At 73.3% G+C, this 11,980-nt stretch carries 15 protein-coding genes and 2 tRNA genes; 3 read left to right on the top strand and 14 right to left on the bottom strand.

All coding sequences use genetic code 11. From position 1 onward, the window contains the following. Positions 1-16: 16 nt before the first annotated feature. The 10 genes from GGQ55_RS20725 to GGQ55_RS27270 form a co-directional block, all read right to left on the bottom strand. On the bottom strand, positions 17-571 hold the full coding sequence (locus tag GGQ55_RS20725; RefSeq protein ID WP_179719982.1) for a LemA family protein: 555 nt from the start codon (positions 569-571) through the stop codon (positions 17-19). An 11-nt stretch (positions 572-582) separates the two neighbouring features. Beyond that, entirely contained in the window at positions 583-1,788 is a 1,206-nt protein-coding gene (locus GGQ55_RS20720; RefSeq protein ID WP_179719980.1) for a glycosyltransferase family 4 protein, read from the bottom strand. After that, positions 1,788-2,744: a phosphatidylinositol mannoside acyltransferase gene (locus GGQ55_RS20715; RefSeq protein ID WP_179719978.1), complete on the bottom strand. Its 957-nt coding sequence runs from the start codon at positions 2,742-2,744 to the stop codon at positions 1,788-1,790. The genes GGQ55_RS20720 and GGQ55_RS20715 overlap by 1 nt, the downstream gene beginning before the upstream one ends. Next, positions 2,741-3,388, bottom strand: coding sequence for a phosphatidylinositol phosphate synthase (gene pgsA / locus GGQ55_RS20710; protein WP_179719976.1), 648 nt, complete (start codon positions 3,386-3,388; stop codon positions 2,741-2,743). The genes GGQ55_RS20715 and pgsA overlap by 4 nt, the downstream gene beginning before the upstream one ends. Beyond that, a complete protein-coding gene (locus GGQ55_RS20705; RefSeq protein ID WP_366489865.1) occupies positions 3,389-4,027 on the bottom strand; it encodes an HIT family protein in 639 nt (212 codons plus the stop codon). Beyond that, positions 4,024-6,054 (bottom strand): threonine--tRNA ligase, encoded by a 2,031-nt coding sequence (gene thrS / locus GGQ55_RS20700; RefSeq protein ID WP_179719974.1) that lies wholly within the window; start codon positions 6,052-6,054, stop codon positions 4,024-4,026. The genes GGQ55_RS20705 and thrS overlap by 4 nt, the downstream gene beginning before the upstream one ends. Positions 6,055-6,138: 84 nt before the next feature. After that, positions 6,139-6,699, bottom strand: coding sequence for an MOSC N-terminal beta barrel domain-containing protein (locus tag GGQ55_RS20695; protein ID WP_179719972.1), 561 nt, complete (start codon positions 6,697-6,699; stop codon positions 6,139-6,141). Continuing rightward, a complete protein-coding gene (locus tag GGQ55_RS27280) occupies positions 6,696-7,109 on the bottom strand; it encodes an HNH endonuclease (RefSeq protein ID WP_366489861.1) in 414 nt (137 codons plus the stop codon). The genes GGQ55_RS20695 and GGQ55_RS27280 overlap by 4 nt, the downstream gene beginning before the upstream one ends. Before the next feature lie 14 nt (positions 7,110-7,123). Further along, on the bottom strand, positions 7,124-8,002 hold the full coding sequence (dapA, locus tag GGQ55_RS27275; RefSeq protein ID WP_366489859.1) for a 4-hydroxy-tetrahydrodipicolinate synthase: 879 nt from the start codon (positions 8,000-8,002) through the stop codon (positions 7,124-7,126). Between the two features lie 20 nt (positions 8,003-8,022). Then, on the bottom strand, positions 8,023-8,397 hold the full coding sequence (locus GGQ55_RS27270) for a hypothetical protein (protein WP_246323845.1): 375 nt from the start codon (positions 8,395-8,397) through the stop codon (positions 8,023-8,025). Positions 8,398-8,465: 68 nt separating this feature from the next. On the opposite strand from GGQ55_RS27270, the gene GGQ55_RS20685 reads away from it, so the two are divergent. Further along, complete coding sequence (locus tag GGQ55_RS20685; RefSeq protein WP_179719970.1) at positions 8,466-9,023, top strand: dihydrofolate reductase family protein; 558 nt, start codon at positions 8,466-8,468, stop codon at positions 9,021-9,023. Positions 9,024-9,080: 57 nt separating this feature from the next. Here GGQ55_RS20685 and GGQ55_RS20680 read toward each other — a convergent pair. The 4 genes from GGQ55_RS20680 to GGQ55_RS20665 all read right to left on the bottom strand — a co-directional run bounded on the left by GGQ55_RS20680 (position 9,081) and on the right by GGQ55_RS20665 (position 11,204). Next, positions 9,081-9,152 (bottom strand) — tRNA-Val (locus GGQ55_RS20680). A 26-nt stretch (positions 9,153-9,178) separates the two neighbouring features. Next, positions 9,179-9,529, bottom strand: coding sequence for a TIGR02611 family protein (locus GGQ55_RS20675; protein ID WP_366490357.1), 351 nt, complete (start codon positions 9,527-9,529; stop codon positions 9,179-9,181). A gap of 131 nt (positions 9,530-9,660) precedes the next feature. After that, a complete protein-coding gene (locus tag GGQ55_RS20670; protein WP_179719968.1) occupies positions 9,661-10,554 on the bottom strand; it encodes an anti-sigma factor domain-containing protein in 894 nt (297 codons plus the stop codon). Then, a complete protein-coding gene (locus tag GGQ55_RS20665; protein ID WP_218859362.1) occupies positions 10,551-11,204 on the bottom strand; it encodes a sigma-70 family RNA polymerase sigma factor in 654 nt (217 codons plus the stop codon). The genes GGQ55_RS20670 and GGQ55_RS20665 overlap by 4 nt, the downstream gene beginning before the upstream one ends. Before the next feature lie 135 nt (positions 11,205-11,339). On the opposite strand from GGQ55_RS20665, the gene GGQ55_RS20660 reads away from it, so the two are divergent. Next, on the top strand, positions 11,340-11,795 hold the full coding sequence (locus tag GGQ55_RS20660) for an SsgA family sporulation/cell division regulator (RefSeq protein WP_179719963.1): 456 nt from the start codon (positions 11,340-11,342) through the stop codon (positions 11,793-11,795). An 84-nt stretch (positions 11,796-11,879) separates the two neighbouring features. Continuing rightward, a tRNA-Gly gene (locus GGQ55_RS20655) sits at positions 11,880-11,952 on the top strand. Positions 11,953-11,980 lie beyond the last annotated feature (28 nt).

Below are 11,980 nucleotides of genomic sequence, written 5' to 3'. Positions count from 1 at the left end.
GAAAGAACGACCGATCTTACGGCCGGTCGGCACCCCGATCGGCGGGCGGAGCCGCGCCGAGCGCCGGCCCCAGGCCGTCGTCGATGTCGAAGAACCGCGGCAGCGGTCGCCCGGCGTGCACCCGGAGGAGCCGGGCGAGCCGGCGGTGCCGCAGGTCGCGGGTGTCGCGGACGGCGTCGTTGTAGAACCGGCGGGCCAGTTGCAGGCGGGTGCCGGTGCCGGCCAGGTCGGCCTGCAGCGCGGCCGGGACGGCGAGGCCGGCGGGCAGCTCGCGCAGCTCCCGGCCCAGCGCGTTCTCGGCCAGCTCCCGGTCGCCGCCCGGTGGGGTGCGCACCGCCGCCGCGGCCTCGGCCAGCCGCTGCGCCGTCCCCTCCCCCAGCGCGTCGGGGTGCTCGCGGGCGAGCTCGTCGGCCAGCCCGGCCCGGCGCTGCAGCTGCGTCTCCAGCGCCGTCCACGCGCGGTCGACCCGGCCGGAGAGCCGGCGCAGCCGGGTGAGCGTCCACAGCGTCCAGGCGAGCAGCAGCAGGACGACGACAGCCGCCACCAGCAGCCACACCCCGGTCGTCGTCACGGGGCCTGACGCTATCGCCGCACCCGCGCCCGACGGGTCCCCCGACCGGGGCCGTCCGGTGTGAGCAGGATCTCCTCGCCGCCCGTGGCGGTGACCTCGCCGCCGCCGGGGACGATCACCGTCTCGTACACGGCGAGGATCCGCTGCGCGAGCACCGACCAGTCGTAGCCCGCCGCCACCTCCTGCCCCCGCGCGGAGAGCTCCGCTCGGCGCACCGGATCGACGAGCAGGTCGCCGATCGCGCCGGCCAGCGCGGCCGCGTCGCCGCGGCGCACCAGCACCCCGGCGGCGCCGTCCTCCAGCACCGCGCTGAAGGCGGCGAGGTCGCTGGCCACGATCGGCGCGCCGGCGGCGAGCGCCTCGATGAGGATCACCCCGAAGGACTCCCCGAGCAGGTTCGGCGCGCAGTAGACGTCGACCGAGCGCAGGAACGCCGCCTTGTCCTCCTCGGTCAGCTCGCCGAGCAGCGCGACGTGCGGGCGCAGGTCCGCGCCGACCAGCTCCTGCAGCGCCTCGGGGTCGCCGCGTCCGGCGATGAGCAGCTGCGCCCCCGGGTGGCGGCGGACGACGGTGCGCATCGCCTCGAGCAGCACCGGCAGGCCCTTGCGCGGCTCGTCGTAGCGGCCGAGGAAGCCGATCGTCGGCCCGTCCACCCCGCGGGTGTGCCCGGGCAGCGACGGGCCCTCGGCGAAGACGTCGACGTGCACGCCGTTGGGGATGATCACCGCGTCGCCGCCGAGGTGCTCGACCTGGACGCGGCGGGCGAAGTCGGAGACGGCGATCCGGCCGCTGATCTTCTCCAGCCACGGCCGCACCATCGGGCCCCAGACGGTCAGCCACTTCGAGCGGACGGTGGCCGCGTGGAACGTGGCCACGATCGGGCCCTCGGCCAGCATGCAGACCGACAACCCGATCGACGGCGCCGCGGGGTCGTGCACGTGGACGACGTCGAAGTGCCCCTCGCGCAGCCAGCGCCGCACCCGCGCGGCGGACACCGGCCCGAAGTGCACGCTGGACATCGAGCCGTTGTACGGGATCGGCACGGTCCGCCCGGCCCAGGTCATCCAGGGCTCGGTCAGCGACTCCTCGCTCTCGGCCGGGGTGAGCACCTCGACGTCGTGGCCCAGCCCGCGGAGGGTCTCGGCCAGGTCGCGCACGTGGTACTGCACCCCGCCCGGCGTGTCCCACATGTAGGGGCAGACCAGGCCGATGCGCATCAGGACACCCCTCTCCTCGGGGGATCGCGCTGCACATCCGACCAGATCCGGCCCAGCATGTGCCAGTCCTCCGGCTGCGCGGAGATGGAGTCCACGAACGCATCCGCCACGCCCTGGGTGGCCACCGCGACCCGGTCCTTGAGCCGCGCGCCGCCGTCCAGCGGCACCTCGGGGTGGATCATCAGCCGCCAGCCGCCCTCGCGGAACTGGCAGATCACCGGGTGCAGCGCCGCGCCGGTCTGCGCGGCCAGCAGGGCCGCACCGCCGGGCATCGTCGTCGGCCGGCCGAAGAAGCTCACCGGGACCCCGGAGCTGCCGAGGTCGCGGTCCATGAGTAGGCAGACCGAGCGCCCGTCGTTGAGCCACTCGCGCAGCACGGTGGAGCTCGGCCGCTCGCCGCCGGTGAGCGGCACGACCCGCATGCCCAGCGACTCGCGGTACTCGAGGAACCGGCGGTAGAGCGACTCGGGCTTGAGCCGCTCGGCGACGGTCATGAACGGGCCGCCGAGCCAGTCGACGAACCACACCCCCGCCGCGTCCCAGTTCCCGCTGTGCGGCAGCGCGAGGATCACCGGCCGGCCGTCGGAGCGCGACTTCTCCATGTGCTCGACGCCGGGCGACTCGGTCTTGCCGACGATGCCGTCCTTGGGGATGGTCGGCAGCCGGAACGCTTCCCGCCAGTAGCGGGCGTAGGACCGCACCCCGCGGACGGTCAGCTCGTCGAGCTCGGTCTCGCTCAGCTTCCCGCCGGTCGCGACGCGCAGGTTGGCCCGCAGCATCCGGGTGCCCGAGCCGTCGCGGCGGGCGGCCCAGCCGGCGCCGGCGTCGAAGGCGCGGCGGGCCAGCCCCTCGGGCAGCAGCTTGACCGCACCCCAGCCGGCGGCGAAGCCGGCGTCGGTGAGCGCCGCGCCGGCGCGGGCGCGGAGTCCGGGGGCTTTTTCGACCACCACGCTCATGGCGCCGGCGTGGTCGGCGGGACCGGGTCGGCGGTCGGCAGCGGGCGGCGGCCGGCGCGGTGGACGGCCACGAACCGCTGGCCCACGGTGATCGCGCTGCCGACCAGCAGCAGCCACAGCGCCACGTGGAGGGCGTACGGCACGCCCAGGCCGAGGAAGCCGGTGCCGACCAGGACGAGGATCAGCCGCTCGGTGCGCTCGACGATGCCGACGTCGGCGGACAGCCCCACACCCTCGGCGCGCGCCTTGACGTAGGAGGTGAGCACACCGAGCACCAGGCAGATCAGCGCGAGCAGGACCAGCAGCCGGTTGTCGCCGCCGCCGGAGAACCACCAGGCCAGCGACGCGAAGATCGCGGCGTCCGAGGCGCGGTCGCCGGTCGAGTCCAGCACGGCCCCGAACAGCGAGCCGCCGCCGCGCGCCCGGGCCAGCGCCCCGTCGAGCATGTCGAGCAGGACGAACAGGGTGACGGCGAACGCGCCCCAGAACAGGTGGCCGGTGCCGATCAGGAACACCGCGGCGGCGATCGAGCCCAGGGTGCCGGTCAGGGTGACCATGTCCGGCGTGATGCCCGAGCGCGCCAGCCGGGTGACCACGGGCGAGAGCACCTTGGCCACCTTCGGACGCGCGTTGATGCCGAGCACTCAGGCCTCCGCACCCGTGTCGGCGTGCTCGGCCCAGGCATCGGCGAGCAACCGGCGCGTCTCGGTGAGCACCTGCGGCAGCACCCGGGTCAGGCCGATCACCGGCATGAAGTTGGTGTCGCCGCCCCACCGCGGCACCACGTGCTGGTGCAGGTGGTCGGCGATGCCGGCGCCGGCGATGTGGCCCTGGTTCATCCCGATGTTGAACCCGTGCGCGCCGCTGACCGCGCGGATGGTCCGCATCGCGGTCTGGGTGAGGTCGCCGAGCTCGGCGACCTCCTCGACGGTCAGGTCGGTGTAGTCGGGCACGTGCCGGTACGGGACCACCATCAGGTGCCCGGCGTTGTACGGGTACAGGTTGAGGACGGCGAACACCGTCCGGCCCCGCGCGACGATCAGCCCCTCCTCGTCGCCCATCTTCGGGATGAGGCAGAACGGGCAGTCGTGGTCGCCCGTGGGCTTGCCCTCGCCGCGGATGTAGGCCATGCGGTAGGGCGTCCAGAGGTGCTCGAACACCGACGCCGGGCCGTTCTCGTCGTTGGACACGGGCACGCGGTACGGCTGATCGGACGTCTCACCCACGGACGCCCGACCGTCGTTGCCGACGGCGACCCGGTACTGCTCGTCCTGCTGGCTCACACCGGGACCTCGGCGGTCGGGTCGGCGTTGTGCCGGGCGGCGACCCAGTTCACGACCTGCTCGACGGCGTCGGCGATCGGCACGCCGTTGCGCTGGCTGCCGTCGCGGTAGCGGAAGGAGACCGCGCCGGCCTCGGCGTCCGTGGCGCCGGCGATCAGCACGAACGGGATCTTCTGCTTGCTCGCCGTCCGGATCTTCTTCTGCATCCGGTCGTCGGAGTCGTCGATCTCCACCCGGATGCCGCGCTCGCGCAGCCTCAGCGCGACGTCCTCCAGGTAGCCGATCTGCTCGTCGGTGATCGGGATGCCCACCACCTGCACCGGCGCGAGCCAGGCCGGGAAGGCACCCGCGTAGTGCTCGGTGAGCACCCCGAAGAACCGCTCGATCGAGCCGAACTTGGCCGAGTGGATCATCACCGGCTGCTGGTGGCTGCCGTCGGCGGCCGTGTACTCCAGACCGAACCCGGCCGGCTGGTTGAAGTCGTACTGGATCGTCGACATCTGCCACGTCCGGCCGATGGCGTCACGCGCCTGCACGGAGATCTTCGGCCCGTAGAAGGCCGCGCCGCCCGGGTCGGGCACGAGTTCGAGGCCGGTCTCACGGGCCGCCTCCTCGAGCACCTTGGTGGCGATCTCCCACTGGTCGTCGGATCCGATGAACTTGTCCTGCTTGTCCGGGTCGTCGCCGCGGGTGGACAGCTCCAGGTAGTACTCGTCGAGGCCGAAGTCGCGCAGCAGGCCGAGCACGAACGACAGCAGGTGGCGGATCTCGCCGGGCGCCTGCTCGGGCGTGACGTAGCTGTGCGAGTCGTCCTGCGTCAGCCCGCGCACCCGCGTCAGGCCGTGGACGACGCCGGACTTCTCGTAGCGGTAGACCGAGCCGAACTCGAAGAACCGCAGCGGCAGCTCGCGGTAGGACCGCCCGCGCGACCTGAAGATCAGGTTGTGCATCGGGCAGTTCATCGCCTTGAGGTAGTACTTCGCGTTTTCCAGCTCCATCGGCGGGAACATGGTGTCGGCGTAGTACGGCAGGTGGCCGGAGAGCTCGAAGACGTGCTCCTTGGTGATGTGCGGCGTCCCGACGTAGAGGAAGCCCTCCTCGATGTGCCGCCGGCGGACGTAGTCCTCCATCTCCCGCTTGATCACCCCGCCCTTGGGGTGGAAGACGGCCAGGCCGGAGCCGATCTCGTCGGGGAAGCTGAACAGGTCCAGCTCGGCGCCCAGGCGCCGGTGGTCGCGGCGCTCGGCCTCGGCCAGCTGCTCCAGGTAGGCCTTGTGCGCGTCCTTGCTCTCCCACGCCGTGCCGTAGATCCGCTGCAGCTGTGGGTTCTTCTCGTTGCCGCGCCAGTAGGCGGCCGCCGACCGGGTGAGGGAGAAGGCCGGGATGTTGTTCGTGCGCGGCAGGTGCGGGCCGCGGCACAGGTCGGTCCAGACCCGTTCGCCGGTGCGGGCGTCGAGGTTGTCGTACATCGTCAGCTGGCCGCCGCCGACCTCGACCGAGGCGCCCTCGGCGTCGTCGTTGCCGCTCCCCTTCAGGTCGATCAGCTCGAGCTTGTACGGCTCGTGCGCCAGCTCGACCTTGGCGTCGGCGTCGCTGATCTCGCGCCGGGAGAAGCGCTGCCCGGCCCGGACGATCTCGGTCATCTTCTTCTCGAGGACCTGCAGGTCCTCGGGCGTGAACGGCCGCTCGGGGTCGAAGTCGTAGTAGAAGCCGTTCTCGATCGGCGGGCCGATGCCCAGCCGCGTGCCGGGGAAGACCTCCTGCACGGCCTGGGCGAGCACGTGCGCCGTCGAGTGGCGGATGACCGCGCGGCCCTCCGGGCTCGCGGCCGGCACCGGCTCCACCGAGGCGTCGGCGTCCGGCGTCCAGGCGAGGTCCTTGAGGTCGCCGGAGGCCAGGTCGCGGACGACGACGGCGCCGTCCGGACCCTTCAGCGGGACGCCGGCCTCCTTGAGCGCGTCGGCCGCGGTGGTCCCGGCCGGCACCCGGATCGGGGCGAGCGCGGCGGGGAGGGGTGCGGCAGACACGAGGGGCTCCAAGGGGGTCGGCGGAGGACCTGGCCCGTCGGCCAGGTCAGTCAGAAGGTTAGTGCCCGGAACGCGGGCAGCCGGTCAGGAGAGGAGTTCGACCGGGTCGCCGGGGCGGACCCGGCCGGGAGTTCGCACCTCGGCGTAGACGCCGAGGCAGTGCTTCGGCGGGCGGGTGACGGTGAGCTCCACCTCGCCGATCCGCAGGCTGCGGCCGACCCAGGCGCGCTCGTCCTCGTCGCCGTCGAGGCTCAGCAGCAGGTTGGCGCGCGGGTCGTCGGCCGAGCACCCGGCGGGGACGTCGCCGCCGGCGGCCCGGTCGATCGCCGAGCGGCTGACCAGGTGCACCGCGGCCGCGTCGACCTGCGGGGCCTCCGCGGAGGTCCGCTGCAGCCGCACCGGGCGGCCGAGCACCTCGGTGAGCGTGATCGTGTCGGCCTCGTCGTCCCCGGTGGCGACGACCTCGGCGAGCTCGGGCGTCGTCTTGACCGTCACCCGCTCCCCCGTCGTCGCGTCGACGACGGCCCAGGCCCGGTCGCCGACCAGGCCGGCGGGCTCGACGCGCGCCTCGGCCACGGTGCGCCCGGCCAGGCTCTTCACCGGGTAGACGCTCACCTGGTCGACCGTGCCGACGACGCCGTTCACATCGCCACGCTACGACGACCCGGACCGTCTCCGCGCGCGGATTCCCGGCGGCGCAACCGGCGGAGCTGGGCGTCGAGGTAGGGCCGCGCGCGCCGCTGGCCGCCCTCGCGGGCGATCGCCTCCTCCAGCGCGGCGAGCACGCGGGCCAGGCGGTCGGCGTCCGGCGTCCAGCCGCGGCGCTCGCAGGCCTCCAGCCACTCCACCGGGGTGCGGTGCCCGCGCTCGCGGTTGCACCGGCCGCAGGCGGCCACCTCGTTCTCCAGCCGCGACGGGCCGCCCTTGACCCGCGGGACGACGTGCTCGGTGGTCGGCCGGATCAGCGGGCCGAAGGCGCGGCCGCACCAGACGCAGGTGGGCCCGTCCCGCTCGAGGATCGCCGTCAGCCGGTCGGCGCGGTCGAGCTGGGGCACTCCCCCATCGTGCGCTACCGGAGCAGGGCGAGCGCGTCGTCGACGGCCGGTTTGGACGCCGGCGTGAGCGGCAGGCGGACGTCGGGCGTGGGGATCCGGCCCTGGGCGTGCAGCACGCCCTTGATCACCGCGGGGTTGGGTTCGGCGAACAGCGCGAGGACGACGGGCAGCAGGGCCTCTGCGCGGGCGCGCGCCTCGGCGACCCGGCCGGCCAGGCCGTCGTCGATCATCTGCACGAAGTCCGCCGTCCGGACGTGCGCGGCGGCGGCGATCGCACCGGCCCCACCCATGAGGACGACGGGCAGCAGGTACGCGTCGTCCCCACCGAGGACGGCGAAGTCCCGCGGCGCCGCGGCGAGCAACCGCAGGGTGTCGGCGTCCACCCCGCCGACCGCCTGCTTGACACCGACGATCCGCGGGTGCGCGGCGAGCTCGAGCAGCGCGTCGGCGCCCAGCCCGCGTGCCGTGCGGTACGGGACGTTGTAGACGACGAGCGGGACCGGTGAGCGCTCGGCGACCTCCGCGAAGTGCGCGACGATGCCGGGCTCCGACGGCCGCACGTAGTACGGGACGACGGCGAGGGAGGCGACCACGCCGGGGACGCCCGCGAGCTCCTCGTGCCGGGCGATCGTCGTCCGGGTGTCGTTCGTGCCCGCGCCGACGACCAGCGGCGCGCCGCGGTCGGCGCAGACGCGAGCGCAGGCGTCGACGACCGCGCGGCGCTCGGCGTCGTCCAGCGCCGAGGCCTCCCCCGTCGTCCCGAGGGCCACGACCCCCGCGGCGCCGTCGTCGAGGAACCCGGCCAGCAGTCGTTCGAGGCAGGCCACGTCCACCCGGCCGGACTCGTCGAACGGGGTGACCGCCGGCACGAACACGCCCTCGAGGAGTCGCACGTCCGGAGGCTATCGAGGCTTCAGCAGTACTCGTGCACGACGAGCAGATGAGCGTGGGACTCGTTCGTGAACTCGGCGGCGACGAAGTCGGAGTGCGCGGAGCGGGCCATGAGGTCCAGTGCGCGCTCCCAGAAGGCGGTCCTGTCGTCCGGGGGCACGTCGGCGACCTCCCCGAGGTAGTCGTGGACGACGCGCACCGCCGGATCCCGGAGCAGCTTCCGCAACCGCTTCTCGTCGACGAAGTCCCTGCCGCGGCGCCGCCAGACCACTCCATCGGCGTCGGTGATCCGCTCCTGCGCTGCCAGGTTCGGGATCTCCCGTGCGCCGTCCGGCTCCGTGGGGTCCGCGACCGACTCGGTGAAGGACTCGGATCGCTCGATGCGACGGCGCGCCATCCCGTCAACCTAGGGCGTCGCCTCGCCGACCCCGATCAGTTCCGGGTCCGGCGCAGGTCACAGGCTGCATGGGCAAGCTCGTCTACTCGATGATCACCTCGCTGGACGGCTACGCGGAGGCAGCCGAGGGCGACCTGGGTTCCGGGGCCGAGGTCGAGGAGGTGCACACCTTCATCGGGGACCTCTTCCGCCCGGTCCGGACGTTCCTCTACGGGCGGCGCATGTACGAGTCGATGGTCTTCTGGGAGACCGCTCACTCCCTGCCCGACGCGCCGCCGCACATCGTGCAGTACGCGCGCGACTGGCAGGCCGCCGACAAGGTCGTCTACTCCACGACGCTGGAGTCGGTGGCGAGCGAGAGGACCAGGATCGAACGGACCTTCGACCCGGACGCCGTCCGCCGGCTCAAGGACGAGACCGATCACGATCTGAGCGTCGACGGCCCGAACCTGGCCGCCCAGGCGATCGCGGCCGGCCTGGTGGACGAGTACCACCTCTTCGTGACGACGAGCGTGGTCGGCGGCGGGAAGCGGTTCTTCCCCGACGGCGTGCGCCTCGACCTCGAGCTGGTCGACCAGCGCGCCTTCGACTCCGGGCTGATCCACGCGCACTACCGGGCCCGCTGACCGGCGCCGGGAACGACGAAGGGCCAGGTCCACGACCGACCTGGCCCTTCGGCGCGGTGGGCGATACTGGGTTCGAACCAGTGACCTCTTCGGTGTGAACGAAGCGCTCTACCACTGAGCCAATCGCCCGCGACCCCGACGAGTGTACGAGACGATCAGTGCCAGAGGGGGACCCACCCCGGCACCCAGCTGGGCACGCCGAACACGTGCAGCACCAGCACCACGACGCCGTAGACGAACAGGGCCGTGGCCAGCGCGATGACGATGCGCACCCACACCGGCTGCGAGGTCACCCAGTCGGTCCAGCGCTTGACCTGCTTCTTCGTGTACTCCAGCAGCCGCTCGGCCCAGGTGAACTCGGTGGCCAGCACGAACAGGCCGGCGATCACGGTGAGCCAGCCGGGGCCGGGGAGCGGGATCGTGACCAGCCCGAAGGCGACGATGAGCCCGCCGATGATGCCCACGCCGATCCGGTACGGGTGATCGAGGGACCGCCGCCCGGCGATCCGCTTGCGCCACTTCGTGTCCCGGATCCGCTCGCGCAGGCTGCGGAACTCGTCGGCGTCGTACCGGTCGCGCCGCTCCTCGGAGGTCTCCCGGTCGCGGGGTCCGGTGTCCGGCGCGGTCCCCTGTGCGCTCAGCTGGTCACCTGCCCTCGTGCGACGACGTCCGACGGCACCGGCGGTGCCGAGCGGCCGCGCTCGAGGCTGATGGCGTACGCCGGGTAGCCGTCGAGCCCGGACTCGTCGGAGGAGCCTACGGTGCTCAGGTCCATCTGGGCCCGATCCACGTCGAAGGTGCCGATCGGCACGGCTCCGCTGTCCCGCATGCCCCAGACGACGTAGACGGACTGGGTCCGGTCGTTGACCGCCAGGCCGTCGGTGACCACCTGCACCGACTCCGGGCGCGCCACGACGGTGGCGACCTCGTGCCCCGCCTCGTCCGCGAGCCGGGCGATCGTGGCCTGGCCGGGCTGCAGCACCCTGTGCAGGACCTCGGACTGCTGCTGCGCGGCGCTCTCGGCGCTCGTGCGCGCCTCGCTGAGCATCACGTTCCAGGTGCCCAGAGCGAGGATCACCACCACCGCCGCGGCGACGAGGAGCGAGGGCAGCAGCCGCCGCCAGGGCGTCGGGGTCGGCACGCTCGCGGCGCTGACGTGCTCGTAGTGCGGGAAGCCGGTGGCCCGCCGCGGCGGCGCCGGCTCGTCGACCGGCTCGTCGAAGTCGTCGAGCTCGGCCAGATCGGAGGTGTCGTCGGGGGCCGGCAGCGGCACCTGCTCGGTGCGCTCGACGGCCGCGCGCAGCCGGTCGCCCAGCTGCGCCGACGGCTCGGCGGCGGGCAGGTCGGCGGCGAGCGCGGCCATGACCTCCGACGTCTCGGAGACGGTGCGGGCGCAGCGCGCGCAGTCGGGCAGGTGGCGGACGAAGAGCGCCTCGTCCTCGGGCTCCAGCGAGTGCAGCGCCCAGCCGACGGCGAGCTCGTCGAACAGGGCGTGGTCGCCACCGCGCCGCGCGCGGGGGTCGCCGCTCACCGGTTGCTCCCGTCGACGGGCGCCGGACCGCCCAGGGCGCCACCCAGGGAGGCCCCGCCCGCGACACCCCCGAGCTCCTCCTTGAGCCGGCGCATGCCGGCGAGCATGCGGGTCTTCACGGTGCCCAGCGGGGCACCGGTCAGCGCGGCCACCTCCCGCTGCGTGTAGCCCCCGTAGTAGGCCAGGGTGAGCGCCTCGCGCTGCGCCGCCGGCAACAGGCCCAGCGCGCTGCGCACCCGCTCCGAGACGACCCGGGCCCAGGCCTCCGCCTCCACGTCCTGCGCTTCGACGGGTGCGGCGAGCACCAGTTCCTCGCCGGCGCGGGACTGCCGACGGCGCTGCGATTCCTCGCGGCGGACGGCGTCGACGGCCTTGTGGTGCACCATCGCCAGCAGCCAGGAGGCGAAGCTGCCGCGGGCCCGGTCGTACGCCGACGGGTCGCGCCAGACGCTGAGGAACACGTCCTGCAGCACGTCCTCGGCCAGGACGTCGTCGGCCAGGATCCGTCGCGCCAGGGCGAAGGCCGGGCGGCGGAACCGCTCGTAGAGGTCGTCGACCGCTCCCCTGTCCCCCGCGCGGATCCTGCGCACGAGGGTCGCGTCGGCGAGGTCTTCCGCCGAGCGCCTATCCGGGGGGCTCACAGCTCCCATCGTCACACGTTCCCTTCGCTGCGGGCAGGCCTTCCGGTTCGCCCTGGCCCCTGTGGTCGGTGGGGCTGGTGTGACTGGTGCGGCGTTTCATGAATCGACTCGTCACCACGGGGGCACACCGTCGTTGTGAGAAACATGGCGCACGGATCGACCTCTCGGTACTCCTGTCCTCTCACGCTGCAGCTCATCGGGCCGCGGTCGTGGACGGAAGTACCGGCCCTCCTCAGCTACGAGGCCGCCGATCCCTTCGCCGTCCGGATCACCTTCGGCGACGTCGCCGGACCCGAGGCCGCCGACGACGGCGTCACCTGGCTGGTCGGCCGCGACCTGCTGCGGGTCGGGATGGACCGCCCGGCCGGCGACGGCGACGTCCGCGTCTGGCCGGCCTCCGCCACGGCCGACGTCCTCTTCCTGCACCTGCGCGCGCCGTCCGGCGAGGCGCTGTTCGAGCTGTCCCGGGCCACCCTCTCGGCGTTCCTCCGGGAGACCGAGGCGCTGGTCCCGGTCGGCTCGGAAGCGGCGGTGCTCGACCTCGACGACGAGCTCACGGTGCTGCTGTCCAATGGCGGGGCGGACCCGACGGGGCGCTGACCTGCGAGAACGAGGGATCCGGACGCGCTGTCCGACCCCCTGCTCCACGGCCCCTCCGGGTCCGTGTAAAGTTCTCGACGCAACGCGGACGTGGCTCAGTTGGTAGAGCATCACCTTGCCAAGGTGAGGGTCGCGGGTTCGAATCCCGTCGTCCGCTCGGAACCTCGGGCGTCGGTCCACCAGGC

Source organism: Petropleomorpha daqingensis (assembly GCF_013408985.1).
Classification (GTDB): Bacteria; Actinomycetota; Actinomycetes; order Mycobacteriales; family Geodermatophilaceae; genus Petropleomorpha; species Petropleomorpha daqingensis.
This window is presented reverse-complemented; position numbering and strand designations above follow the sequence as displayed.

Excerpts from the sequence above, each read along its gene's own strand:
- GGQ55_RS20685 (WP_179719970.1), top strand. The coding sequence starts at position 8,466 with ATGGGCAAGCTCGTCTACTCGATGATCACCTCGCTGGACGGCTACGCG.
- GGQ55_RS20660 (WP_179719963.1), top strand. The coding sequence starts at position 11,340 with ATGGCGCACGGATCGACCTCTCGGTACTCCTGTCCTCTCACGCTGCAG.
- GGQ55_RS20665 (WP_218859362.1), bottom strand. The coding sequence starts at position 11,204 with ATGGGAGCTGTGAGCCCCCCGGATAGGCGCTCGGCGGAAGACCTCGCC.
- GGQ55_RS20720 (WP_179719980.1), bottom strand. The coding sequence starts at position 1,788 with ATGCGCATCGGCCTGGTCTGCCCCTACATGTGGGACACGCCGGGCGGG.
- GGQ55_RS27270 (WP_246323845.1), bottom strand. The coding sequence starts at position 8,397 with ATGGCGCGCCGTCGCATCGAGCGATCCGAGTCCTTCACCGAGTCGGTC.
- GGQ55_RS20715 (WP_179719978.1), bottom strand. The coding sequence starts at position 2,744 with ATGAGCGTGGTGGTCGAAAAAGCCCCCGGACTCCGCGCCCGCGCCGGC.